Here is a 23,278-nt window from a genome sequence, read left to right on the forward strand (position 1 = left end):
CATGCTGCTCGAGGTCGACGGCATCGAGACCTGTTACGGCCTGAGTCAGGTCTTGTTCGGCCTGTCGCTGGCGATCCGTCCCGGCGAGATGGTCTCGCTGATGGGCCGCAACGGCATGGGCAAGACCACCACGATCCGCTCGATCATGGGCCTGACCCAGGCGCGCGCCGGCCTGATCCGCTTCAGCGGCCAGGAGACGCGAAAGCTGCCGTCCTACAGGATCGCCCAGCTCGGCATCGGCCTGGTGCCGGAGGGACGGCAGATCTTTCCGAATCTGACCGTCACCGAGAATCTCGTAGCGGCTTCGGCCAACCGGCTCGGCGCGTCCGATCCCTGGACGCTCGACAAGATCCACGCGCTGTTTCCGCGGCTCGCCGAACGCGGCAGCAACATGGGCAACCAGCTCTCCGGCGGCGAGCAGCAGATGCTGGCGATCGGCCGGGCGCTGATGACCAACCCAAAACTCCTCATTCTCGACGAGGCGACCGAGGGGCTGGCGCCGTTGATCCGCGAGGAGATCTGGAACTGCCTGTCGCTGCTGAAATCGCGCGGGCAGTCGATCCTGGTGATCGACAAGAATGTCGAGCGTCTGACCCGCATCTGCGACCGCCACTATATCATCGAGCGTGGCCGCACGGTGTGGCACGGCACATCGGACCAACTGATGGCCGAGCCGGAGCTGCAGCACCGTTATCTCGGTATCTGAGGGCGGAGCGCTGCCGACTATGACGACGTGGAAGCGGATTGACTCAAATCAAGATCGCGTCGCGCGAGGGGCGTAGATTTCATAGTCGTGCTGGCATGCGCCGATTTTTCGCATTGAGGCGCGGCGTGGACGGGATTATTCTTCAGGGTAGTACTTTGTTTCACCCTTTACCAAAGGTTGAGCAAATGCGTGCGCCTCATCTCCGAATCGAAGCACCGAAAAAGGCCGCGGCCAGTCTGCGCAGCTTCTGGTCTGCTCATTCCGACCTCGAGACGGCGCTTTGTCTCGCCTTCATGCTGATCGTCGGAATCATCGTCAAGATGACGCCGCCAACCTAGGCGCCGCCGATCTGCGCATCGCCGCCTCCGCGCTCAGCGGTCGAACGGGATGTACTTCTGGTATTCCTTCGGCACCCGGCTGCGATAGCGCGAGGGCACCTTGCCGCTGCGCAGGGAGTCTTCGACTTCCTGCCGGGTGGTCTTGGTACGCTTCTTCTTTTTCGTGGCGGCCGCATCGGCGGCCGGCTTTGTCTCGGCCGGCTTTTCGGTCGTGGCCGCCGGCGCCGGAGCAGGTGCCGCCGCGGCAGGGGAGGGACTTGGCGTCGGAGAGGGAGTTGCGGCGGGAGCAGGCTGGGCCGGCGCATCCGCTGCCGGTGCGCTCTGCGCCATGGCCGCTCCGGACGCAAGACTCACGACCAGCATGCTTGCCATTGCGATCCCTGACAACTTGATCATGACAACGAGACCCCCAACACAGCACCGGACGTGCCGACCTGATGAGGTCGTTCGCGCTCGGCCACCGGTTCATGCCACTGATGAATGGCCGCCGAGCGCCGACGATCCTCATCGCCTAAGATGAATTCGTGATGCCGTCTTTTTGAGCATATGCTGTGATTTGTTCCGTTGAATCGCAAGCATTTTCCGTGGCACGCGGATTGCTTTTCCAGTTGCTCAGAGTTGGCAGCTAGGGTTCCGGTTCTCGGTCGAGAACGCTGGTCCGAGAGCAGCCGCCAGGGGAGAGCCCTGGTGCACGGCGGGATAAAAACCCGGGAGACCTCAGTGGCCGCGCTTGGCAGGCACGAGGTTCTTCATGCCAGTCCGCGGTCAGAAAACCGATGAGGGACTGGACATGTTCAAAGCGCGAAATCTGTTTGTTGCCCTGCTCGCGGCATCGACGCTGGCGACCGCGTCGCTGTCATCAGCGTCAGCCGAGAAGAAGAAGGAATTCAACATCGCCTGGACGATCTATGTCGGCTGGATGCCGTGGCCCTATGCGGCCGAGTCCGGGATCGTCAAGAAGTGGGCCGACAAATACGGCATCACGATCAAGGTCACGCAGATCAACGACTACGTCGAATCGATCAACCAGTATACCGCCGGCAAGTTCGACGGCGTCACCGTCACCAACATGGATGCGCTGACCATCCCCGCTGCCGGCGGCGTCGACACGTCGGCCATCATCATGGGCGACTACTCCAACGGCAATGACGGCGTCGTGCTCAAGAAGGGCAAGACCATGGCCGACATCAAGGGCCAGAAGGTCAACCTCGTCGAGCTCTCGGTGTCGCATTATCTGCTGGCGCGCGGTCTCGAGACCGCGAAGCTGTCCGAGAAGAACATCAAGACCGTCAACACCTCGGACGCCGACATCGTCGCCGCCGCGAAGTCGCCGGACACGACGGCCGTGGTCACCTGGAATCCGCAGCTGCTGGAGGTGAAGGCCGAGCCTGGCGCGACGCTGGTGTTCGACTCCAGCAAGATCCCCGGCGAGATCGAGGATCTCATGGTCGTCAACAGTGCGACGCTCAAGGACAATCCCGAGCTAGGCAAGGCGCTGGTCGGCATCTGGTACGAGACCATCGCGCTGATGAAGGACCAGAGCGAGAAGGGCAAGGCCGCGCGCGAGGCGATGGCCAAGCTATCGGGCACCGATCTCGCCGGTTTCGAGACCCAGCTCAAGACCACGTTCATGTATTATGAGCCGAAGGACGCGCTCGCCTTCGTGACCGGAGCGGAATTGCCGAAGATCATGGATCTCGTGCGCACCTTCTGCTTCGATCACAACCTGCTTGGCGAGAACGTGAAGTCGAAGGACGCGGTCGGCATCTCCACGCCAACGAAGACGCTAGGCGCGGCCGGCAATGTCAAGCTGCGCTTCGATCCGACCTTCATGAAGATGGCCGCCGACGGGAAGCTCTGAGCCGTCTGTCCGCTGCGCAACTCGTGTCACCCCTCACCCTGAGGAGCTTGCGTCAGCAAGCGTCTCGAAGGGTGAGGCCGAGGTGGGCCTCATGGTTCGAGACGGCGCTGCGCGCCTCCTCACCATGAGGAGTTAGGGAGCCATCCATGACGCGTGCGATGAACGTCGTCCCGAACCGGGGCAGCCGGCTGTTGCTGGCGCTGCTGCCGTTCCTGCTGATCGCGCTGATCTACGTGGTGGGGTCGGCGCAGCGGCGTGCGGACAATCCGGACGACAAGCTGCTGCCGCCGGTCTCCGAGATGGTCGCGACCTCGAAGCGGCTCGCGACCGAGCCGGATCGTCGCTCCGGCGACTACGTGCTGTGGTCGGACACGGCCGCGAGCCTGCAGCGGCTCGCGCTCGGGCTCGGCATTGCCGCCGTCATCGGCCTCGTGCTCGGACTCGCCATCGGCTTGCTTCCGATCGCCGGCGCCGGCTTCGGCACGCTGATTGCGGTACTGTCGATGATCCCGCCGATGGCGGTGCTGCCGGTTCTGTTCATCGTGTTCGGCCTCGGCGAGCTGTCCAAGGTGGTGCTGATCATCATCGGCGTTACGCCGACCCTGGTGCGCGACCTCTCGCTCGAGGTGCAGAACATGCCGCGCGAGCAGCTGATCAAGGCGCAGACCCTGGGCGCCTCGACCTGGCAGGTCGCGATCCGCGTCGTGCTGCCGCAGATCATGCCGCGGCTGATCCAGGGACTGCGGCTGATGATCGGTCCGGCCTTTCTGTTTCTGATCTCGGCCGAGGCGATCGCCTCCGATGTCGGGCTCGGCTACCGCATCTTCCTGGTCCGGCGCTATCTCTCGATGGATGTGATCCTGCCCTACGTCGTCTGGATCACCTTGCTCGCCTACATCCTCGACTATGCGCTGGTCTGGTTCGGACGGCGCGCCTTTCCCTGGGCCTATGCGCGAGGGAGCCGCTGATGAGCACGCTGTCCTTCCGCAACGTCTGGGTCGAATATGGCAACCAGGTCGTGCTCGAGCGCATCAATCTCGAAATCGCCTCCGGCACCTTCCTGTCGATCGTCGGCCCTTCAGGTGCAGGCAAGAGCACCTTCCTGCGCCTGATCCTCGGCCAGGAGAGGCCGACCGATGGCGCCGTGCTGCTCGATGGACAGCCGTTTCCGGCCGAGCCGGGGCCGGACCGCGGCATCGTGTTCCAGCGCTATTCGGTGTTCCCACATCTGACCGTGCTCGGCAACGTGCTGCTCGGCTATGAGCTTGCCGGCAGCCCGTTCACGGCGCGGCTGTTCGGGTCGGCGCGCAAGGAGGCGATGGAGAAGAGCCGCGCGCTGATCGAGGCCGTCGGCCTGGCCGAGCATCGCGACAAATATCCGAGCGCGCTGTCCGGCGGCATGCAGCAGCGGCTGGCGATCGCGCAGGCACTGGCGAAGCAGCCGCGCGTGCTGCTGCTCGACGAGCCCTTCGGCGCGCTCGATCCCGGCACGCGTGCGCAGATGCATGGGCTGATCAAGCCGTTGTGGCGCGAGCACAACATGACCATCGTGATGGTCACCCACGACATCAAGGAGGCGTTCGGCCTCGCCACCCGGCTGATCGCGCTCGACCGCCCGCGCAAGGATCCGCAGGCGCCCGAGCGCTTCGGCGCGCGCATCACCTACGACCTCGATCTCACCCGCGACAGCGCCGTGCCGGTGCTCGGATTCATCCGCGCCAGCCTGCAGGCGGCGCAATAGTCAGTTCAAGAAACGTCGAAAGAAACGAAGGAGAGTCTCCATGTCATTCCCACTCATGCGCCGGTCGCACCGCGCCGGATTGCACGCGCAGCGCCGGCTCATGCGGCGTCACCATCCGGACTTCGACAAGATGGCGACGCAAGGCTGGCAGGCGCTGGAGGCCGAGGGCAGGCTGCCGAGCAACGGCTGGCGCAGGGAGAAGCAATGGGCGCTCGACATGGGTTTGCCCGGCGCCGACACGCTGACGGATCGCGAGATCCCGACCTTTGCGCGCGGCGAGCTGCCGCATTTCGCCGGGATCAACACCTTCATGAAGGCGCCGTATGTCGAGAACGTCCGCGACGTCGGCAAATACGACGCCGCGGTGATCGGCATCCCCTTCGATTCCGGCACCACCTATCGGCCCGGCACCCGCTTCGGGCCGCAGGGCATCCGCCGCATCTCCGCGCTGTACACGCCCTACAACTACGAGCTCGGCGTCGACCTGCGCGAGCAGATGACCCTGTGCGATGCCGGCGACGTCTTCACCATCCCCGCCAACCTTGAAAAGAGTTTTGACCAGATCAGCCGCGGCGTCGCGCATGTGTTCTCGTCCGGGGCGCTGCCGATCATGCTCGGCGGCGACCATTCGATCGGCTTCCCCTGCGTTCGCGGCATCGCGCAGTGCACCGACAAGCGCATCGGCATCATCCATTTCGACCGCCACATCGACATCCAGGAGAAGGATCTCGACGAGCGCATGCACACCACGCCCTGGTACTGGGCGACCAACCTGCCGAACGTGTCGCCGACCAATCTTGTGCAGCTCGGCATCGGCGGCTGGCAAGTGCCCCGCGAGGGCGTCGAGGTCGCGCGCAAGCGCAACACCAACGTGCTGACCATCGCCGACATCGAGAAGATCGGCCTGGAGAAGACCGCCGAAATCGCACTCGAGCTGGCGTGGAAGGACGCCGACGCCGTCTACATCTCGTTCGACGTCGACTCCATCGATTGCGGCTTCGTGCCCGGCACCGGGTGGCCCGAGCCCGGCGGCTTCCTGCCGCGCGAGGCGCTGAAGCTGCTCGGCCTCGTCGCCGCCGAAGGCCTGTGCGGGCTCGAGGTCGTGGAGGTCTCGCCACCCTACGACACCTCGGACATCACCGCGCTGATCGGCGTGCGCGTCGTCGTCGAGGCGCTCGGCTCGATGGTCGCCCACGGCAAGCTCGGCAGCCACAAGTCCATCATCAACAAGCCGGTCAGCTTCTGAGGCTCGCGATGCGTCATCATCACCACCATCATGGCCATCATCATCACGATCATGGCCATGCGCATGATCATGATCACCACCATGACCACGATCACCCCCCGCACGGTCCCGGTCACAACCATCCCCACGGCGGCCGCTCGCCGGTACAGTGGCAGGCGCCGCATCAACCGGACGGCGCCAAGCCCGCCGCGGCGGCCGAACCGGATCTCGACAAGGTCGAGGCTGCCTTTGTCGACGGCTTCATCGCCGCGCCGGATCCGACCAGCTTCCTGCGGCTGGCGCGGGTTCCGTTCGAGATCCTGCGCGACGGCACGAGCCTCAAGCTGCTGCGCGTCGAGATCGACGCGCTGACCGATGTCGGCAGCCTGACGCCGCATCTCGGCGGCGGCACCTTCCGCTACGATCCGCTGCCGTCGAACTTCGTCTCCCGCCGCCGCCGGTTGCGCTTCGTCTATTTCGATGGCGCCAGCCTCAAGCCGCTCACCTACGCGGAGCTGCGGGAAATGGAATGAGCTTACCGCAGCGGCGTTCGCTTGAGCGCCGCTGCGAGGGCCTCGAAGCGGTCGACGACCTCCGGCAGCACGTAGGATCGCACGGTGGACGCCGCTGCGACGCCGATCAGCAGCACGATGACATATTGAGCGGCGAGCAGGAGGGCGACGCGCCGCAGCCATGCCAGCCGCGGCCGGCGCTCGGCAGCGCGAGCGGGGCTCTGCGGCGCATCGGGAGCTGCAAGCAGCAGGTCGTCTCGGTCTCGCGAGACCTCGGACATCAGCTCAGTACCCCGACAGAATCTGTTCGAGGCGGGATTTGAGCCGCTTGTTGGTGCGTTCGCGGTCGCGCAGCGTGCGAGCCCATTCCAGCGAGACGACCTCGCTCTCCTTGTCGAAGGCGAGGCCGGCGCCGGCACCGTCGCGCCACACCATGCGGGCCGGCCGCGACCATCCGCGCCGTTCGATCGTGACGTCGACGCGGTCGGGCAGCAGCACGCTCCCTTCCAACTCGATCTTGATGCCGCGGTTGTTGAAGTTGCGCACGACGCAGGCGAGCGTCGAGCAGCCGGCGTTGAATGTCAGAACGCCGCCATAGTAGACGCGTTGGCGGGCCTCGTTGCGACGGTTGTCCATGACACGTCCTCCAGTCACTTAACGATCTATTAAGCAATCGGAGGGTGTGTGGCCACCATCGGCGGTATGAAAATGACGGCGGTGGTTAACGCATGCCGGGATGTGCCGGCATTGACGTTGCGCGCGTTCACCCTCGCGCAAACATCCTGGCCTCTTTGGCGATGACCGGCTTCACAGCTTCCCCCAGCCGCGCGGCGGCCGCGTCGACCGACAGGCCCGCTGTATCCACGACGGCGTTGGCCCTTGCGTACAGCGGCTCGCGGCTGGCGAGGATGTTGCGCAGCTCGGCCATCGCCGAGCGGTCGTCGGCCATCGGGCGGAGGTCGCCCTGCTTGCGCACGCGCCCCATGTGCTCCTCCGGCTCGGCCTTCAGCCAGATCGTGTAGAACGAGGTCAGGATCAGGTCGAAGGTCACCGGTTCGGAGACGATGCCGCCGCCGGTCGCCAGCACCATCGGCTCCTTGCGCGCCAGCAGCTGCACCAGGGCGGCCTGCTCCATGCGGCGAAAGCCTTCCTGGCCGTAGAGCGCGATGATCTCGGCAACCGAAAGCCCGTTCTGCCGCTCGATCTCCTTGTTCAGCTCGACGAAGCTCCAGCCGATCCGCTCCGCCAGCATCTTGCCGAGCGTCGACTTGCCGGCACCGCGCAGGCCGATCAGCGCAATGCCCGAGAACGAACGCCGCAGCGGCGCCGATGCGCCGCCGGCAAGCAGCTCCTTGACCTCGGCGATCTGGCTCGGGCTCGCCTTCTTCAGGAGATCGCGAATGACTGGCCAGTCCGGCGATGGCTCGCCGCCGGGGATGATGTCGTCGAGCGGCGCGTTGATCGCGTTGGCGATGCGGCGCAGCAGCACGATCGAGACATTGCCCTTGCCGCTCTCGAGCTGGGCGATGTAGCGCTCGGAAATCCCGGAGACCTCGGCCAGCACCTTGCGAGACATGCCGGCGAGGCCGCGCATCCGCCGCACCCGCTGGCCCAGCTGGTCGAGGAAATCGGTCTCGGCCGCGGACTGGCCGTCGTCGCGCGGGGCATCGCTGTGTGGCGTCATATCCCTGAGGTGCTCTTTTGAGCAGGAAACATAATGCCGGGGAGGATTGACAGCAAGCGATGTTGGTGGCCTTGTATGAATTATAATTCAAAAATCCGGGGAGAATGCCGTGAGGTCGTACAATGCGGTATCGTGGTTGCTTGACCGCAATGTCGAAGCGGGGCGCGGCAGCAAGCTCGCCTACACGGACACGGTCTCCGAGCTGACCTATCGCGGTTTGCAGCAGCAGACCTGCCGCGTCGCCAACATGCTGCGTCGCCTTGGCGTCCGCCGCGAGGAGCGCGTGGCGATGATCATGCTCGATACGGTGGATTTCCCCGCGGTGTTTCTTGGCGCCATGCGCGCGGGCATCGTCCCGGTGCCACTCAACACGCTGCTGACCTCGGAGCAATACGCCTATGTGCTGGCCGACTGCCGCGCCCGCGTGCTGTTCGTGTCCGAGGCGCTGTATCCGGTGGTGAAGGACATTGTCGGCCGGATGCCCGATCTCGATTGCGTCGTGGTCTCCGGCGCCAATGCCTTCGGCCACAAGCTGCTCACCGAGGAGCTCGCGCGCGAGAGCGATCAGTTCGACACGGTCGCCACCCACGAGGATGAGCCGGCGTTCTGGCTATATTCGTCGGGCTCGACCGGCATGCCCAAGGGCGTGCGCCATCTGCACGGCAATCTCGCCGCGACGGCGGAGACCTATGCCAGCCAGGTGCTCGGCATCCGCGAGAGCGACGTCTGTCTGTCAGCCGCAAAGCTGTTCTTCGCCTACGGCCTCGGCAATGCGCTGACCTTCCCGCTGTCGGTCGGCGCGACCACGATCCTCAACTCCGAGCGGCCGACGCCGGCGCTGATGTTCAAGCTGCTCAACCGCTACAATCCGACCATCTTCTACGGCGTGCCGACCTTGTTCGCCGCGATGCTGCACGATGAATCGCTGCGTCATGAGAAGGCCGGCAGCGCTCTGCGCATCTGCACTTCGGCCGGCGAGGCGCTGCCGGAATCGGTCGGCAATGCCTGGAAGGCGCGGTTCGGCGTCGACATTCTCGATGGCGTCGGCTCGACCGAGCTGCTGCACATCTTCCTGTCCAACGTGCCCGGGGACATCAAATACGGCTCATCGGGGCGCCCCGTGCCGGGCTATCAGGTTCGTCTTGTCAACGAGGCCGGTGAGGGCGTGCCGGACGGCGAGGTCGGCGAGATGCTGGTGCACGCGCCCTCGGCTGGCGAAGGCTACTGGAATCAGCGCCACAAGACCCGCTCGACCTTCGAGGGCTATTGGACGCGCACCGGCGACAAATATGTTCGCGATGCCGATGGCCGCTACACCTTCTGCGGCCGCTCCGACGACATGTTCAAGGTCTCCGGCATCTGGGTGTCGCCGTTCGAGGTCGAGAGCGCGCTGATCACGCATCCCTCCGTGCTGGAGGCTGCCGTGGTGCCGGAAGCCGATCCGGAGGGCCTGCTGAAGCCGAAGGCCTATGTCGTGCTGCGCCCGAGCGTCGATCGCTCGACCCTGCACGAGGCACTGAAGGAACACGTCAAGCAGAAGATCGGCCCGTGGAAATATCCGCGCTGGATCGAGGTGGTGGAATCCTTGCCGAAGACCGCGACCGGCAAGATCCAGCGCTTCAAGCTGCGCGAGGGGGCGAACCAATAGTTGGTCTTACTGCCCGTAAGTAGGCCCTGCTTTTAGTTGTCGTCATGGCCGGGCTTGACCCAGCCATCCATCTTCCTGCGACGAAGAAAGACGTGGATGCCCGGGCCTTCGCCGCGTCGAAGCGGCTTCGGCCGCGCAGGCGGGTCAAGCCCGGGCATGACGAAGGAGAGAACAGCGCATGACGCTCGAAGCAAACGGCTTCCTCACCATCGACTCCGCCCAGCTCGAATATCGTCTCATCGGCCCGCAGCCGTCCGACGCCCCTTGCATCGTGCTGCTGCATGAAGGGCTGGGCTCGGTCGGCCTGTGGGGCGACTTCCCCGACAAGCTCCAACAGGCCACCGGCGCCTCCGTGCTCGCCTATTCCCGCGCCGGCTACGGCGCCTCGAGCCCGGTCACTCTGCCGCGCCCGCTCGACTACATGCAGCGCGAGGCGCGCGATGTGCTGCCGAAGCTGCTCGACGCGATCGGCTTCCGGCGCGGTCTTCTCGTCGGCCATTCCGACGGCGCCTCCATCGCGGCGATCTATGCCGGCAGCCACGCCGACCATCGCCTCCAGGGTATCGTGCTGATCGCGCCGCATGTCATCGTCGAGGACGTTTCGGTGTCGTCGATCGCCGCGATCAAGACCACTTACGAAACCACGGAGCTGCGCACCAAGCTCGGCCGCTGGCACAAGGACGTCGACAATGCGTTCCATGGCTGGAACGGCGCCTGGCTCGATCCGACGTTCCGGACCTGGGACATCACGGCTGACCTCGCCTACATCCGCGTCCCCGTGGCCGTGATCCAGGGCGTCGATGACCAGTACGGCACCGTCCGCCAGGTCGAGATCCTCCAGGAGGAGTGCTACTGCCCGGTCGAGGTGACGATGCTGCCCAAGACCGGCCATTCCCCGCATCGCGAGGCGCCCGAGGCGACCCTGTGCGTTATCGCCGAGTTCGCCGCAGCCACCTTGCCGTCACCGGCATCACAAACATGAAACAAAGTGCATGTTCTGGCATTTAACGGTAGACGCTAGTCATAACATGAATTATTGTGCATCTCAACGATAAGCACTCCAACGAAGGGTGACTCATGGCCGGGGAAGACCGCGTGCTCGCGGGAGGCAAGACGTTCATCGATTTTCAGACCGATCCCTCTCGCTACAAACATTGGAAGCTCTCGATCGACGGCGAGGTGGCGACGCTCGCCATGGATGTCGACGAGAATGGCGGCCTGTTCGAGGGCTACCAGCTCAAGCTCAATTCCTATGATCTCGGCGTCGACATCGAGCTTGCAGATGCCGTGCAGCGGCTGCGCTTCGAGCACCCGCAAGTGAAGGTCGTGGTGCTGCGCTCGGCCAAGCCGCGCGTGTTCTGCGCCGGCGCCAACATCCGCATGCTCGCGGGCGCGACCCACGCCCACAAGGTGAACTTTTGCAAGTTCACCAACGAGACCCGCAATGGCTTCGAGGATTCATCCGAGAATTCCGGCCAGCGCTTCATCACCGTGGTGAACGGCACCGCGGCCGGCGGCGGCTATGAGCTCGCGCTCGCCACCGATCACATCATCCTCGCCGATGACGGCTCGTCTTCAGTGTCGCTGCCGGAGGTGCCGCTGCTCGCGGTGCTGCCCGGCACCGGCGGCCTGACGCGCGTCGTCGACAAGCGCAAGGTGCGCCGCGACCGTGCGGACGCGTTCTGCACGACGGAGGAGGGCGTCAAGGGCAAGCGCGCCGTGCAATGGCGTCTCGTCGACGAGATCGCGCCGAACTCCAAGGTCGATGCCAAGGTCGCCGAGCGCGCCAGGGAGTTCGCGGCCGCATCCAAGCGCAACGGCAGCGGCAAGGGCGTCGCGCTCACGCCGCTCAAGCGCATCATTGACGCGAGCAGCGTGCGCTACGGCTTCGTCAATGTCGACATCGACCGCGCCGCCCGCATCGCCACCATCACGGTCTCAGCTCCCGAGGCCGCGCCGCCGGCCGACATCGACGGCATGATCGGGCAGGGCGCCTCGTTCTGGCCGCTGCAGGTCGCGCGCGAGCTCGATGACGCCATCCTGCATCTGCGCATCAACGAACTCGGCATCGCAATGCTGGTGTTCAAGTCGCAGGGCGAGAACTCCCAGGTCCTGGCCTACGACGCCTTCCTCGAAGCCAACAAGGCGCATTGGCTGGTCAACGAGATCAGGCACTATTGGAAGCGCGTGCTCAAGCGCATCGACGTCACGTCGCGCACGCTGGTGACGCTGGTCGAGCCCGGCTCGTGCTTCGCCGGCACCTTGGCCGAGCTCGTGTTTGCCTCCGACCGCTCCTACATGCTGATCGGCACCATCCAGGGCGACAACCGCCCGGCGCCTTCCATCGAATTGTCGGCGATGAATTTCGGTCCCTATCCGATGAGCCACGGTCTGACCCGGCTGCAGTCGCGCTTCCTCGACGATCCCAACGGGCTCGAGCGCGTGCACGAGCAGGTCGGCAAGCCGCTGGAGGCAGATGAGGCCGAGGAGCTCGGCCTCGTCACCTTCGCGCTCGACGATATCGACTGGGAGGACGAGATCCGGGTCTTCCTCGAGGAGCGCGCCAGCTTCTCGCCCGATAGTCTCACCGGCCTCGAGGCTAATCTGCGCTTCGCCGGTCCCGAGACGATGGAATCGAAGATCTTCGCTCGCCTGACCGCCTGGCAGAACTGGATCTTCCAGCGCCCCAACGCGGTCGGCGAGGAGGGCGCGCTCCGGCGCTACGGCACCGGCGAGCGGCCGCAATACGACATGACGCGCGTGTAGTTATCATCCGTCATGGCCGGGCTTGGCCCGGCCATGACGGGCTCATCGACACGAACGACGTGGATGCCCGGCACAAGGCCCGGCATGACCACCGGGAAGATTTCAGGGAGGCACGCCATGAACATGAACATCATGAACGTCGACTACTCGACCAAGATTCCGAACAACGTGAATCTCGCCGAGGACCGCCAGGTCCTCAAGGCGCTGGAAGGCTGGCATCCCGGCTATGTCGACTGGTGGAACGACATGGGCCCGGAAGGCTTCCAGCAGTCGCTCGTGTATCTGCGCACGGCCTATTCGGTCGATCCGCGCGGCTGGGCGAAGTTCGACTACGTCAAGATGCCGGACTATCGCTGGGGTATCCTGCTGGCCCCGCAGGAAGAGGATCGCAAGATTCCGTTCGGCGAGCATTATGGCGAGCCGGCGTGGCAGGAGGTCCCCGGCGAATATCGCGCGCTGATGCGCCGCCTGATCGTGATCCAGGGCGACACCGAGCCGGCCTCGGTCGAGCAGCAGCGCCATCTCGGCAAGACGGCGCCGTCGCTCTACGACATGCGCAACCTGTTCCAGGTCAACGTCGAGGAGGGCCGTCACCTCTGGGCGATGGTCTACCTGCTGCAGAAATATTTTGGCCGCGATGGCCGCGAAGAAGCCGACGAGCTGCTGCGCCGCCGCTCGGGCGATGCGGACTCTCCGCGCATGCTCGGCGCCTTCAACGAGAAGACGCCGGACTGGCTGTCGTTCTTCATGTTCACCTACTTCACCGACCGCGACGGCAAGATGCAGCTGCACAGCCTCGCGCAGTCCGGCTTCGATCCGCTGTCGCGCACCTGCCGCTTCATGTTGACGGAAGAGGCGCATCACATGTTCGTCGGCGAGACCGGCGTCGGCCGCGTCATCCAGCGCACCGTCGAGGCGATGCGGGCCGCCGGCATCGACGATCCCACCGATATCGCCAAGGTCCGCGCGCTCGGCGTCATCGACCTGCCGACCATCCAGAAGAAGCTGAACCTGCACTACACGCTGTCGCTCGACCTGTTCGGCTCGGAGGTCTCGACCAACGCGGCGAACGCCTTCAACGCCGGCATCAAGGGCCGCTATCACGAGACCCAGATCCAGGACGATCACCAGCTCAAGAACTCGACCTATCCGGTGCTCAAGCTGGTCGACGGCGAGATCAAGCGGGTCGACGAGCCGGCGCTGACCGCGCTCAACATGCGCCTGCGCGACGACTACTCGCAGGACTGCATCAAGGGCCTGTTGCGCTGGAACAAGATCATCACCACCGCCGGCTACGACTTCCAGCTCAAGCTGCCGCATACCGCCTTCCACCGCGCCATCGGCGAGTTCAAGGACGTCCATGCGACGCCCGAGGGCATCCTGATCGACGAGGGCACGTGGGCGAAGCGCAAGGGCGACTGGCTGCCCTCGGCCGACGACGGCGCCTACATCTCCTCGCTGATGAAGCCCGTCACCGAGATCGGCGAATACGCGTCGTGGATCGCACCCCCGAAAGTCGGCATCGACAACAAGCCGGGTGATTTCGAGTACGTGAAGATCGAGACCTGAGACCTGGACCCGGTCTGTTCCCTCCCCCCTTGTGGGGGAGGGCTAGGGAGGGAAGCCGCGGAGACGGTCGTTCGTGGCTTACCCCCCCTCTCCACCCCTCCCCCACAAGGGGGGAGGGAGCCGACCTTTCCTTGGGTTACTAATTCGGCCTCAACTATCCCAGCCCGCGCCTGGAATGCCGGGATTCGCGTAGACGATGCCGCCATCGACGGCGATCGTGTTTCCCACCACATAGTCGCCCGCCCGCGACGCCAGGAAGATCGCTGTCCCCGCCATGTCCTCGTCGGTGCCGATGCGGCCCGCGGGCACGCGCGCGGCGACCTCGTCGGCGTTGTCGCGCGCGGCCTTGTTCATGTCGGACTTGAACGGGCCCGGCGCGATCGCGGTGACCACGATGTGGTCCTTGATCAGCTTGGCGGCCATGCGCCGCGTCAGATGGATCAGGCCGGACTTGCTCGCCGCATAGGAATAGGTCTCGAGCGGGTTGACGAAGATGCCGTCGATCGAGGCGATGTTGATGACCTTCGCCGGCCGATCGGCGCTGGCCGCCGCGCGCAACGGCGCCGCCAGCGCCTTGGTCAGGAAGAACGGCGTCTTGAGGTTGAGGTTCATCACCTTGTCCCAGCCGCTCTCGGGAAACTCATCGAAGTCGGCGCCCCAGGCGGCGCCGGCATTGTTGACGAGGATGTCGAGCCTGGGCTCGCGCGTCTTGATCTCGGCCGCGAGCATGTCGATACCCGCCATCGTCGAGATGTCGATCGGCAGTGCGATGCACTCGCCGCCATATTCCGCCGTCAGTGCCTTGGCAGTCTCCTCGCACGGACCGGCCTTTCGCGCCGTGATGTAGACCCGGGCTGCGCCCTGCGCGAGCAGCCCGGATGCGATCATCTTGCCGATGCCGCGCGAGCCGCCGGTGACGAGCGCGATGCGGCCTTCGAGCGAGAACAGGTTCTTGAGCATGGTGCCTCCCTTTTGCTTATGTCGTGCGCGCTTGTGTGCGGGACGCGCCGGCACTGTCAAGTGAGAGGCAGTCGCAAGGATTTGCCGCAATTCATCGGGAGTGTGAAGACGCGGCCTATGCCGCGTCGATGCGGCGGAAGCCGTTCCACATCGCGGTCGCGGCGCCCGAGGTCAGCACCGGCAGCACGCGGGCGTCCTGGTAATGGCCGTTCAGCGAGACGCGCGACAAGGCCGTGAGATGATCGGCGCTTTCGGCGAAGATCATGCCGGGCCGGGTGGTGACGGCGGTCTTGTAGCCGCTCGCGGCCGCCAGCACGAATTCGCGCTGCGAGGCGGCGGCGCGGTCGCCGTAGGGGTAGGCCATGTGCAGCACAGGCCGCTGCAACTCGTTCTCGATCCGGGCACGGCTGTCGGCGATCTCGATGCGCGCCGTCTCCTCGGTCTGCTTGGCGAGATTGCAGTGACTGATCGAATGCGCGCCGATCGAGATCAATGGCTCCACCGACAGCGCCCGAAGCTCGTCCCAGGACAGGCAGAGCTCACGGCAGATCGACGCCTCGTCGACGTCGTAGCGCGCGCACAGCGCGCTGATCTCGCGCCGGACGTCGTGTTCGCCCGGCAGTGCGCGCAGCCAGTCGTGCAGGCGCTGGAACGTCACGCATTTGGCTGCCGGCGTCGATGCATCGAGCTGCAACGACAGCCCGCCGATCTTGATGTCGATCGCGTTGGTCTTCGCGACCAGCCGCTCCAGCGTCACCCACCAGAGCCGGCCGTTTCCGGACGCGAAATCGGTGGTCACATAGATCGTGAACGGCGCATCGAACTCGCGCATGACAGGCAGCGCGAAGTCGCGGTTGTCGCGATAGCCGTCGTCGAAGGTGAAGCAGGCAAAGCGGCGCGAGAAGTCCTTCGCCACCAGCCGGCTGTGCAACTCGTCGAGAGTGATGATCTCGATGTCGTGGTCGCGCAGGTGCGACAACATCTCGCGCAGGAAATCCGGCGTGACCTCGAGGTGACAATTGGGCTGGAAATCGGCGTCGCGGTGCGGCCGCACATGATGCAGCGTATAGATCGCACCCACGCCCGAGAAGATCGGGCGCAGCCAGACATGCGCGCCGCTCAGATACAGCGCTTCCAGGCCGGCACGGATAAAGGTTTTGCGAAATCGCCTCATCTGAAATATGCGGCCCGGTGAGTGTCGGGACAAGGTTACCGACGAATGATTGAAGAAAACCTTAGCCTGCGGTCGCAACGTACCGTGCGGCGCTCCTCATTTCCGGTTTGACAGGCATGCAAGGGTTTGTTTTCTCTCTACTTCCTCGATGCGACGGATGACGAATGCGCGGACTTTTCAGGTGGAGCGGGAAATGGTGGCCTGGTGTCATCCCGCTGATCGTGCTTTGGGGCTTCGCGGCCTGGACCAGCACCGTTCCCCTGGAGAATGATCTCGCCGGTCGCAGTGCGGCCGCTCTGAAGGGGGCGGTGCTCGACAGGACGAGCATCACGGTGGATGGCCGCGATGTCTCGCTGCGCGCCAATGCGTTTTCCGAGGCCGGGCGCCGCGATGCCGTCGCCGCGGTCGACGCCGTGGCCGGCGTGCGGCTCGTCAACGACGAGACTCGGCTGGTCCCCGAGGCCAAGCCGTTCGTCTGGTCGGCCGAGCGTGACGTCGTCCGGGTGACGCTGGGTGGCAGCGCGCCGTTGCCCGCCTTGAAGGGCAAGCTGATGGACGCGACCCGGGCGGCGCTGCCGGGCGTGGAGGTCGCTGACCAGATGGGCCTGGCGCGCGGCGCGCCGGCGCGCTTCGAGGATGCGGCGCTGCTGCTGATCGGCCAGATCGCCAAGCTGAAGGACGGCAAGTTCACGATCTCCGACGGCGACGTCACATTGTCCGGCATGGCGCGCGAACTCGGCGGCCGCGAGGCGATCGCGGCCGCGCTCGGAAAGCTGCCCGACGGCTTCAAGGTCGCCAGCAACGAGGTCAAGGCGCCGCCCTATGTCTTCCAGGCCTACAAGGACCCGGTCGCGGTCACCGTGACGCTTGGCGGCAACGTTCCCGACGAGAACATCCACGCCGTCGTCATCGGCTCCTCATCGCGCAAATTCTTCAGCGAGAAGGTCGTGGACAATCTCAAGAACAGCCTCGGCGCGCCGACCAATTTCGTCAATGCGGTGGTGCCGGCGCTGGGCGCCTTGTCGCGTCTGTCGACCGGCACGCTGGTGGTGTCCGACCGTGACATCAAGATTTCCGGTGATGCGCTCTACGACGCCGCCGCGGCCCAGATCCGGACCGGGCTCGCCAAGGACGTGCCGCAGGGCTGGCAGGTGAAGGCCGAGATCACGGTGAAGCCGGCAGCCGCCCCGGTCGATCCCACGGTGTGCCAGCAGCTGTTCTCCGACCTGCTCGGCAAGGCCAAGATCCGCTTCGAGACCGGCCGCAGCGACCTCGACCGCGATTCCACCGGTCTGCTCGACCGCCTCGTCGAGATCGCGTTCCGCTGCCCCTCCGCCAATGTCGAGATCATCGGGCACACCGATGCTGAAGGCGACTCTGCGGCCAATCAGGTGCTGTCGCAGAAGCGCGCCCAGGCGGTCGTCGATTATCTGGTCAAGGCCGGGCTGCCGGCCGATCGTTTCAGCGCGATCGGCTATGGCAGCACCCAGCCGATCGCCGCCAACGACACCGCCGACGGCCGGGCGCAGAACCGGCGCATCGAATTCGTGGTGAGGTAACGTCATGGCCTATCTCGTTGCCTTTCACTGGGGCTGGCTGGCCGGCGCATTCGCCATCGGGCTGGCGATGGGCTGGGTCGCCGTGGTGCATCGCGCCCCGCGCGTGTCGGGCTGGCTGACCTGGCTGCTGGCGGCGCTGGCCGCCGGCCTGGTCGCGGCGGCCGTGGTCTCCCTGATCCCCGGCCGGGCCGGCTACTGGCTTGAGCTGTTGCTGATCATGTTCGTGCCCTACCTCGTCGGCTGCGCCATCGGCACCTGGCTGCGGGCGCTGGTGGTGATCCGCAGCATGCGGACGAAATCGGCGGCCTGAAACCGCCGCACCGGACTGCACCCGACGCCACCTGCAAAGACGGCGTCGGGCGCGTCGCCGGTCCGCCTGCGCAGGTCATCGCAACTGCGAGACACGAAGGTTTGACGAGGCGCGAACCTGTCAAACGCGCAACTGGCGCTTATCGTTGAGCCATGCCGACCCGCCGAGCCATGGGGCGACCCGGAAAGCCCGGAGATCCGCGTTCCTCACCAAAGTTTAACCTGGGGTTTGCAGGCTGGCGGGAGCGTGCGCTGACCCGCCGTCCTGCATGATGCCTTGCCTGACGTCTTTGCCTGATGTCTTGCCTCATGTGCGGCAAAACGGTGCATCGCATTTCCGTAAAGCCTGCTAAGTATATCCATGTGTACGCTTTTGTTCGCACGCTCCGTGTTCCCCAATGCGTCGAAACGCGCTACGAGGGCGTTGTATGCGCACATGATGCTGCGGCCTCCGGGGCGCGGCGTCCCCGGCCGTCGTGATCGGATCACGGTGAGAGGTGTAGATGCTTGAAGCCATACGCAGAGCGGCCACGTTCCTGCGCGAGAAGCAAGTCCTGCACAAGCTCGGCGTGCTGATCAGCATCGCGGTGATCGCGGTCGCCTGCTACGTCCTCTACCACATGCTGCGCGGCATCGACACCTACGAGGTGCTCGAGGCGATCAAGAGCACGGAGCCGCATCAGATCGCGCTCGCCGCGCTGTTCGTCGCCGCCGGCTATTTCACGCTGACCTTCTACGATCTGTTCGCGGTGCGCGCCATTGGCCACGACCACGTGCCCTACCGCGTCAACGCGCTGGCCGCCTTCACCAGCTATTCGATCGGCCACAATGTCGGCGCCAGCGTCTTCACCGGCGGCGCCGTGCGCTACCGCGTCTATTCGGCCCATGGGTTGAACGCCATCGACGTCGCCAAGATCTGCTTCCTTGCCGGCCTGACGTTCTGGCTCGGCAATGCCGCCGTGCTCGGGCTCGGCATCAGCTATCATCCGGAGGCCGCGGCCTCGATCGACCAGCTGCCGCCCTGGGTCAACCGCATGGTGGCGATCGCGATCCTGGTCGGCCTGTTGGGGTATGTCGCCTGGGTATGGACCAAGCCGCGCGTGGTCGGCCGCGGGCCGTGGACCGTGGTGCTGCCGAGCGGCCCGCTGACCCTGTTGCAGATCGCGATCGGCATCATCGACCTCGGTTTCTGCGCGCTGGCGATGTACGTACTGGTGCCGGACGAGCCCAATCTCGGCTTCGTCGTGGTGGCCGTGATCTTCGTCTCGGCAACCCTGCTCGGCTTCGCCAGCCATTCCCCCGGCGGGCTCGGCGTGTTCGACGCCGCGATGCTGGTCGGGCTGTGGCAGATGGACCGCGAGGAGCTGCTGGCCGGAATGCTGCTGTTCCGGATGCTGTATTATTTGGCGCCGTTCCTCATTTCTGTAATCTTGCTGACGTTTCGCGAGGTTATCATCAGCACGCGGTCGAAGCGGCTGCGGCAGGCCGCGCTCAGCCTCGATCCGGGCCCCCCGCCCGAAGCCGCTTTTGTGAGGAAACGCAGCGATTCCGGTGCCTGACGCCAGTTCAAGGGAACAATCGGACCAGATGGCCCTCGACGCTCCCTCCGACACCTCGCTCTCGATCTTCACCCCCTGGCCGGACCGGCTGCGCCATTCCGCGATCATCCTGCTCGCTGCGGCGCTCGCGCTTGTCGGGCTCGTGCTGCTGGACGAGCTGCTGCCGCTGCGGGCCCTGGCGGTATTCCTGTGCATTGCCGCCGCCGCCCTGGTGCCGTGGCGGCTGCATGGCGCGGTCGCCAAGCGCGAGGAGGAGCGCCACGCCAACCCGGTCGAGGCGCCGGCCGTGAGCGCGGTGGTCGAGGGCATCCCCGATCCCGCCGTGCTGCTCGACCGCGCCGGCCGCGTCATCCACCTCAATGCCGCCGCCGCGCAGCTCGCGCCGGCCCTGCGCAAGGGCGAGCTCGCCCAGTTCGCGCTGCGTACGCCGGAGATCATCACCGCGCTGCGCGAGGCGATCGCCACCACCGAGATCCGTCGCGCCACCTATCACGATCACGTTCCGGTCGATCGCTGGATGGAGCTGATCATCACGCCGGTGCCGGTGCCGACGGCGTTCGGCGGCACCGACAAATGCATGCTGATGACGTTCCACGATCTAACCCCGCTGCGCCGGGTCGAGGAAATGCGCGCCGACTTCGTCGCCAATGCGAGCCACGAGCTGCGCACGCCGCTGGCGGCGCTCTCGGGCTTCATCGACACGCTGCAGGGGCCGGCGAAGGACGATCCGAAGGCGCGCGAGCGCTTCCTCGGCATCATGCACATCCAGGCGACGCGCATGGCGCGGCTGATCGACGATCTCCTGTCGCTGTCGCGGGTGGAGCTGTCGGCGCATGTCCAGCCCCACGCCATGGTCGACGTCGTCCCCATCATCCGCCAGGTCACCGACGGGCTGGAGTCGCTGGCCAGGGAGCGCCAGGTGGTGATCGAGACCAGCCTGCCGGAGGCGCCGGTGACGATCGCCGGCGACCGCGAGGAATTGCTGCGCGTGTTCGAGAACCTGATCGAGAACGCGCTGAAATACGGCGCCTCGGGCGGGCGCGTGATCGTCTCGCTGGAGCAGGCCGTCTCCGCCGAGAACGCGCCGGAGATCCGGGTCAAGGTGCGCGATTTCGGCCCGGGCATCGCGCCCGAGCATCTGCCGCGCCTGACCGAGCGCTTCTATCGCGTCGACGTCGGCGACAGCCGCGCGCAGGGCGGCACCGGGCTCGGCCTCTCCCTGGTGAAGCACATCCTCAACCGCCATCGCGGCCGGCTGCTGATCGAGAGCGTGCCGCGCAATGGCGCCGCCTTCACGGCCTGCTTTCCGCAGTCGAAGCCCGCGCGGGGCGCCTGATCGGCGGGCGCATCCTGCGGCCCGGCGCAGGCCGGGCACACGTCATCGATCGTTCTGAGTAAGCAGCCGGAGATCGCGGGGCGATGTGGAGCATCCTCATCGCCTGTCGCGGCCAACCGCTCAGCGCGTGGTCGACTTCGCCGGCTGGCGGCGGCGGTCGGCCGCGGGCTGATAGGCGACACGCGAATGCTGTGCGCAATAGGGCAGGCCGGACAGCGCCTTGCCGCCGCAGAAGAAGAAATCCGCGCTCGAGGGATCGCCGACCGGCCAGTGGCAGGTCGCCTCGTTGAGCTCCAGCAGCGACAGCCGCTGGTTCATCGGCACGACGTTGTCGAATGCAACCGGATCGGGCTCCGCCTCGACCTCGAAAACCTGTGCGAGCGCCGTGTTGCCGCGCGCAACCGGGCGCGCCACCCGCATCATCGGCTGGGCCGGGCGGGCCGCCTTGCGCTGGCGCGGTGCCGCGGTGGCCGGGCTCTTGGCGCGGCCGGACAGGCCCAGCCGGTGCACCTTGCCGATCACGGCGTTGCGCGTCACGTTTCCGAGTTCCGCGGCGATCTGGCTGGCCGATAGTCCGGCTTCCCAGAGTTTTTTCAGTTGCTCGACGCGATCGTCGGACCAGGTCAATACGGTCATCGAACCTTTCCCTTCGCGTTGCGCCGGCCAATTCCGGGACGGCGCTGCGATGCTGTCTCAAGAAAATCCCTGGCGGCAGAATCCCTTATCCCTCGCCGGGCGCGCACGAGGCACCCGGACGTTACGCAAACTCAGAGAACTTCGAGAGGGATCAGAACTGCCGCACGAGATGTCGTACTCGACGTCGAAAACGCTACAATATGGCGTGACTCTCGCGCAAGAGTCGGTGGCCGCAGTCCACACATTCCGTGGTTCCCTGTGGCACGTCTCGAGCCGTGTCGTGCGTCCGCAATCTCACGGGCCGGCCCCGCCATGCATCGGCTGACGCGTAGTTGACTCCCACCGCTGCCCGCATACAATAGATGTATGTGCCGCCTTGAAAAGGCGGCACATTTTGTTTTCCAGGGTGGGGTCCCTGATGCGCGATGGCGCCGCGTGGCGCGTGTCTCGGCCGGCCCGTCAGCTCATGTGATCCGCCATGACCAGTGTTGCCGCTACGCATCTCCTCCCCGTATTCGCCCGGGTCGATCTTTCGTTCGAGCGCGGCGAAGGCGCGTGGCTGATCGCGACCAATGGCGATCGCTATCTCGATTTCACCTCGGGCGTCGCCGTCAATTCGCTCGGCCATGCGCACCCGCATCTGGTCAAGGCGCTGCAGGAACAGGCGGCCAAGCTCTGGCACATGTCGAACCTGTTCAAGAGCCCGGATGGCGAGCGCCTCGCCGCGCGGCTGTGCGAGCAGAGCTTTGCCGACTACGTGTTCTTCGCCAATTCCGGCGCCGAGGCGATGGAAGGCGCGATCAAGATCACGCGCAAATATCACGCCGCCAAGGGCCATCCCGAACGCTACCGTATCATCACCTTCGAAGGCGCGTTCCACGGCCGCACGCTGGCGACGCTCGCCGCGACAGGTTCCGCGAAATATCTCGACGGCTTCGGTCCGCCGATGGACGGCTTCGATCAGGTTCCGTTCGGCGACATCGAAGCGGTGAAGAAGGCAATCGGTCCGCACACCGCCGGCATCCTGGTCGAGCCGGTGCAGGGCGAGGGCGGCGTGCGCACCGCGCCGCTGCCGTTCTACAAGGCGCTGCGCCAGCTCTGCGACGACAACGGTCTGTTGCTCGTCATCGACGAGGTCCAGACCGGCATGGGCCGCACCGGCGATCTGTTTGCGCATCGCTGGCTCGGCGTCACGCCGGACGTGATGTCGCTGGCCAAGGCGCTCGGCGGCGGCTTTCCCATCGGCGCCGTGCTCGCCACGGCCGAGGCCGCGTCGGGCATGACGCCGGGCTCGCACGGCTCGACCTTCGGCGGCAATCCGCTGGCGGTCGCCGCGGCCAACGCCGTGCTCGACGTGATGCTGGCGCCCGGCTTCTTCGATCACGTCCGCAGGATGTCGCTGCTGTTGAAGCAGAAGCTTGGTGCCGTCCTCGATCGTCATCCCGACATCATCTCCGAGATCCGCGGCGAGGGCCTTCTGATCGGCGTCAAGGCGGTGGTGCCGTCGGGCGATCTGGTCGCGGCGCTGCGCGATCAGAAGCTGCTCACGGTGGGCGCCGGCGACAACGTCGTGCGCTTTCTGCCGCCGCTGATCGTCAACGAATCCGAAATCGAACAATCGGTCGAGATGCTCGATCGCGCCTGTGCGGCGCTGTCGGGCAAGCCTGCCAGGCAGGCGGCCGCATCATGAGCAAG

22 protein-coding genes, 1 pseudogene and 1 riboswitch are annotated in these 23,278 nt (G+C 65.7%); of the genes and pseudogenes, 16 read left to right on the forward strand and 7 right to left on the reverse strand.

Annotated features, from left to right (window positions below; genetic code table 11):
* Position 1: 1 nt before the first annotated feature.
* Both ACQR1D_RS03830 and ACQR1D_RS03835 read left to right on the forward strand, forming a co-directional pair.
* The gene (locus ACQR1D_RS03830; protein ID WP_434838127.1) at positions 2-706 is read left to right on the forward strand and encodes an ABC transporter ATP-binding protein; all 705 of its coding nucleotides are present in this window, start codon (positions 2-4) and stop codon (positions 704-706) included.
* Positions 707-744: 38 nt separating this feature from the next.
* Positions 745-1,044, forward strand: coding sequence for a hypothetical protein (locus ACQR1D_RS03835; protein ID WP_434838126.1), 300 nt, complete (start codon positions 745-747; stop codon positions 1,042-1,044).
* Positions 1,045-1,077: 33 nt separating this feature from the next.
* On the opposite strand, the gene ACQR1D_RS03840 is transcribed toward ACQR1D_RS03835, so the two are convergent.
* Complete coding sequence (locus ACQR1D_RS03840) at positions 1,078-1,374, reverse strand: hypothetical protein (protein WP_434838125.1); 297 nt, start codon at positions 1,372-1,374, stop codon at positions 1,078-1,080.
* A 284-nt stretch (positions 1,375-1,658) separates the two neighbouring features.
* A riboswitch (guanidine-I (ykkC/yxkD leader) is annotated at positions 1,659-1,760 on the forward strand.
* 74 nt (positions 1,761-1,834) lie between these two features.
* Here ACQR1D_RS03840 and ACQR1D_RS03845 point away from each other — a divergent pair.
* From ACQR1D_RS03845 to ACQR1D_RS03865, 5 genes and pseudogenes are all read left to right on the forward strand, one after another.
* The gene (locus ACQR1D_RS03845; protein WP_434838124.1) at positions 1,835-2,905 is read left to right on the forward strand and encodes a putative urea ABC transporter substrate-binding protein; all 1,071 of its coding nucleotides are present in this window, start codon (positions 1,835-1,837) and stop codon (positions 2,903-2,905) included.
* Between the two features lie 146 nt (positions 2,906-3,051).
* Complete coding sequence (locus ACQR1D_RS03850; protein WP_434838123.1) at positions 3,052-3,873, forward strand: ABC transporter permease; 822 nt, start codon at positions 3,052-3,054, stop codon at positions 3,871-3,873.
* Positions 3,873-4,646 carry an ABC transporter ATP-binding protein gene (locus ACQR1D_RS03855; RefSeq protein ID WP_434838122.1) on the forward strand — a complete coding sequence of 258 codons (774 nt, stop codon included), beginning with the start codon at positions 3,873-3,875 and terminating at the stop codon, positions 4,644-4,646. The genes ACQR1D_RS03850 and ACQR1D_RS03855 overlap by 1 nt, the downstream gene beginning before the upstream one ends.
* Before the next feature lie 40 nt (positions 4,647-4,686).
* Positions 4,687-5,892, forward strand: coding sequence for an arginase family protein (locus ACQR1D_RS03860; protein WP_315801610.1), 1,206 nt, complete (start codon positions 4,687-4,689; stop codon positions 5,890-5,892).
* 143 nt (positions 5,893-6,035) lie between these two features.
* Positions 6,036-6,404, forward strand: a pseudogene (locus ACQR1D_RS03865) (hypothetical protein); the annotation flags it as partial.
* A gap of 2 nt (positions 6,405-6,406) precedes the next feature.
* Here the strand turns inward: ACQR1D_RS03865 and ACQR1D_RS03870 are convergent.
* The 3 genes from ACQR1D_RS03870 to ACQR1D_RS03880 form a co-directional block, all read right to left on the reverse strand.
* Positions 6,407-6,664, reverse strand: coding sequence for a hypothetical protein (locus ACQR1D_RS03870; RefSeq protein WP_316182020.1), 258 nt, complete (start codon positions 6,662-6,664; stop codon positions 6,407-6,409).
* Positions 6,665-6,668: 4 nt separating this feature from the next.
* A complete protein-coding gene (locus ACQR1D_RS03875) occupies positions 6,669-7,019 on the reverse strand; it encodes a PilZ domain-containing protein (RefSeq protein WP_315801608.1) in 351 nt (116 codons plus the stop codon).
* Positions 7,020-7,146: 127 nt separating this feature from the next.
* The gene (locus ACQR1D_RS03880; RefSeq protein WP_316218744.1) at positions 7,147-8,067 is read right to left on the reverse strand and encodes a helix-turn-helix transcriptional regulator; all 921 of its coding nucleotides are present in this window, start codon (positions 8,065-8,067) and stop codon (positions 7,147-7,149) included.
* A 109-nt stretch (positions 8,068-8,176) separates the two neighbouring features.
* On the opposite strand from ACQR1D_RS03880, the gene ACQR1D_RS03885 reads away from it, so the two are divergent.
* The 4 genes from ACQR1D_RS03885 (at position 8,177) to boxB (ending at position 14,050) form a co-directional block, all read left to right on the forward strand.
* Positions 8,177-9,715, forward strand: coding sequence for a benzoate-CoA ligase family protein (locus ACQR1D_RS03885; protein WP_434838121.1), 1,539 nt, complete (start codon positions 8,177-8,179; stop codon positions 9,713-9,715).
* A 178-nt stretch (positions 9,716-9,893) separates the two neighbouring features.
* Complete coding sequence (locus ACQR1D_RS03890; RefSeq protein ID WP_434838120.1) at positions 9,894-10,697, forward strand: alpha/beta fold hydrolase; 804 nt, start codon at positions 9,894-9,896, stop codon at positions 10,695-10,697.
* A 95-nt stretch (positions 10,698-10,792) separates the two neighbouring features.
* Complete coding sequence (gene boxC / locus ACQR1D_RS03895) at positions 10,793-12,481, forward strand: 2,3-epoxybenzoyl-CoA dihydrolase (RefSeq protein WP_315801604.1); 1,689 nt, start codon at positions 10,793-10,795, stop codon at positions 12,479-12,481.
* Positions 12,482-12,598: 117 nt separating this feature from the next.
* Complete coding sequence (gene boxB / locus ACQR1D_RS03900) at positions 12,599-14,050, forward strand: benzoyl-CoA 2,3-epoxidase subunit BoxB (RefSeq protein ID WP_316218159.1); 1,452 nt, start codon at positions 12,599-12,601, stop codon at positions 14,048-14,050.
* A 150-nt stretch (positions 14,051-14,200) separates the two neighbouring features.
* On the opposite strand, the gene ACQR1D_RS03905 is transcribed toward boxB, so the two are convergent.
* Both ACQR1D_RS03905 and ACQR1D_RS03910 read right to left on the reverse strand, forming a co-directional pair.
* Complete coding sequence (locus ACQR1D_RS03905) at positions 14,201-15,010, reverse strand: SDR family oxidoreductase (RefSeq protein WP_315801602.1); 810 nt, start codon at positions 15,008-15,010, stop codon at positions 14,201-14,203.
* A 115-nt stretch (positions 15,011-15,125) separates the two neighbouring features.
* Positions 15,126-16,184: a polysaccharide deacetylase family protein gene (locus ACQR1D_RS03910; protein WP_434838119.1), complete on the reverse strand. Its 1,059-nt coding sequence runs from the start codon at positions 16,182-16,184 to the stop codon at positions 15,126-15,128.
* Positions 16,185-16,348: 164 nt separating this feature from the next.
* Here ACQR1D_RS03910 and ACQR1D_RS03915 point away from each other — a divergent pair, with 164 nt between their 5' ends.
* The 4 genes from ACQR1D_RS03915 to ACQR1D_RS03930 all read left to right on the forward strand — a co-directional run bounded on the left by ACQR1D_RS03915 (position 16,349) and on the right by ACQR1D_RS03930 (position 20,947).
* Complete coding sequence (locus ACQR1D_RS03915; RefSeq protein WP_434838118.1) at positions 16,349-17,743, forward strand: OmpA family protein; 1,395 nt, start codon at positions 16,349-16,351, stop codon at positions 17,741-17,743.
* 4 nt (positions 17,744-17,747) lie between these two features.
* The gene (locus ACQR1D_RS03920; RefSeq protein ID WP_315801599.1) at positions 17,748-18,053 is read left to right on the forward strand and encodes a hypothetical protein; all 306 of its coding nucleotides are present in this window, start codon (positions 17,748-17,750) and stop codon (positions 18,051-18,053) included.
* A 502-nt stretch (positions 18,054-18,555) separates the two neighbouring features.
* Complete coding sequence (locus ACQR1D_RS03925) at positions 18,556-19,611, forward strand: lysylphosphatidylglycerol synthase domain-containing protein (RefSeq protein WP_315751236.1); 1,056 nt, start codon at positions 18,556-18,558, stop codon at positions 19,609-19,611.
* Positions 19,612-19,639: 28 nt separating this feature from the next.
* Positions 19,640-20,947: an ATP-binding protein gene (locus ACQR1D_RS03930; protein ID WP_434838117.1), complete on the forward strand. Its 1,308-nt coding sequence runs from the start codon at positions 19,640-19,642 to the stop codon at positions 20,945-20,947.
* Positions 20,948-21,067: 120 nt separating this feature from the next.
* Here ACQR1D_RS03930 and ACQR1D_RS03935 read toward each other — a convergent pair whose 3' ends face one another.
* Positions 21,068-21,583, reverse strand: coding sequence for a GcrA family cell cycle regulator (locus tag ACQR1D_RS03935; protein ID WP_315717142.1), 516 nt, complete (start codon positions 21,581-21,583; stop codon positions 21,068-21,070).
* Between the two features lie 478 nt (positions 21,584-22,061).
* Here ACQR1D_RS03935 and ACQR1D_RS03940 point away from each other — a divergent pair, with 478 nt between their 5' ends.
* Entirely contained in the window at positions 22,062-23,273 is a 1,212-nt protein-coding gene (locus tag ACQR1D_RS03940) for an aspartate aminotransferase family protein (RefSeq protein WP_316182001.1), read from the forward strand.
* The last annotated feature ends 5 nt before the right edge of the window (positions 23,274-23,278 follow it).

The organism is Bradyrhizobium sp. HKCCYLRH2047 (assembly GCF_051168175.1).
Lineage (GTDB): Bacteria > Pseudomonadota > Alphaproteobacteria > Rhizobiales > Xanthobacteraceae > Bradyrhizobium.

Bases quoted from the DNA above. Each gene is read 5' to 3' on its own strand.
- boxC (WP_315801604.1), top strand. From the start codon at position 10,793: ATGGCCGGGGAAGACCGCGTGCTCGCGGGAGGCAAGACGTTCATCGAT.
- ACQR1D_RS03880 (WP_316218744.1), bottom strand. From the start codon at position 8,067: ATGACGCCACACAGCGATGCCCCGCGCGACGACGGCCAGTCCGCGGCC.
- ACQR1D_RS03920 (WP_315801599.1), top strand. From the start codon at position 17,748: ATGGCCTATCTCGTTGCCTTTCACTGGGGCTGGCTGGCCGGCGCATTC.
- ACQR1D_RS03870 (WP_316182020.1), bottom strand. From the start codon at position 6,664: ATGTCCGAGGTCTCGCGAGACCGAGACGACCTGCTGCTTGCAGCTCCC.
- boxB (WP_316218159.1), top strand. From the start codon at position 12,599: ATGAACATGAACATCATGAACGTCGACTACTCGACCAAGATTCCGAAC.
- ACQR1D_RS03855 (WP_434838122.1), top strand. From the start codon at position 3,873: ATGAGCACGCTGTCCTTCCGCAACGTCTGGGTCGAATATGGCAACCAG.
- ACQR1D_RS03860 (WP_315801610.1), top strand. From the start codon at position 4,687: ATGTCATTCCCACTCATGCGCCGGTCGCACCGCGCCGGATTGCACGCG.
- ACQR1D_RS03935 (WP_315717142.1), bottom strand. From the start codon at position 21,583: ATGACCGTATTGACCTGGTCCGACGATCGCGTCGAGCAACTGAAAAAA.
- ACQR1D_RS03850 (WP_434838123.1), top strand. From the start codon at position 3,052: ATGACGCGTGCGATGAACGTCGTCCCGAACCGGGGCAGCCGGCTGTTG.
- ACQR1D_RS03905 (WP_315801602.1), bottom strand. From the start codon at position 15,010: ATGCTCAAGAACCTGTTCTCGCTCGAAGGCCGCATCGCGCTCGTCACC.
- ACQR1D_RS03915 (WP_434838118.1), top strand. From the start codon at position 16,349: ATGCGCGGACTTTTCAGGTGGAGCGGGAAATGGTGGCCTGGTGTCATC.
- ACQR1D_RS03940 (WP_316182001.1), top strand. From the start codon at position 22,062: ATGACCAGTGTTGCCGCTACGCATCTCCTCCCCGTATTCGCCCGGGTC.
- ACQR1D_RS03925 (WP_315751236.1), top strand. From the start codon at position 18,556: ATGCTTGAAGCCATACGCAGAGCGGCCACGTTCCTGCGCGAGAAGCAA.
- ACQR1D_RS03840 (WP_434838125.1), bottom strand. From the start codon at position 1,374: ATGGCGCAGAGCGCACCGGCAGCGGATGCGCCGGCCCAGCCTGCTCCC.
- ACQR1D_RS03910 (WP_434838119.1), bottom strand. From the start codon at position 16,184: ATGAGGCGATTTCGCAAAACCTTTATCCGTGCCGGCCTGGAAGCGCTG.
- ACQR1D_RS03845 (WP_434838124.1), top strand. From the start codon at position 1,835: ATGTTCAAAGCGCGAAATCTGTTTGTTGCCCTGCTCGCGGCATCGACG.
- ACQR1D_RS03930 (WP_434838117.1), top strand. From the start codon at position 19,640: ATGGCCCTCGACGCTCCCTCCGACACCTCGCTCTCGATCTTCACCCCC.
- ACQR1D_RS03890 (WP_434838120.1), top strand. From the start codon at position 9,894: ATGACGCTCGAAGCAAACGGCTTCCTCACCATCGACTCCGCCCAGCTC.
- ACQR1D_RS03875 (WP_315801608.1), bottom strand. From the start codon at position 7,019: ATGGACAACCGTCGCAACGAGGCCCGCCAACGCGTCTACTATGGCGGC.
- ACQR1D_RS03830 (WP_434838127.1), top strand. From the start codon at position 2: ATGCTGCTCGAGGTCGACGGCATCGAGACCTGTTACGGCCTGAGTCAG.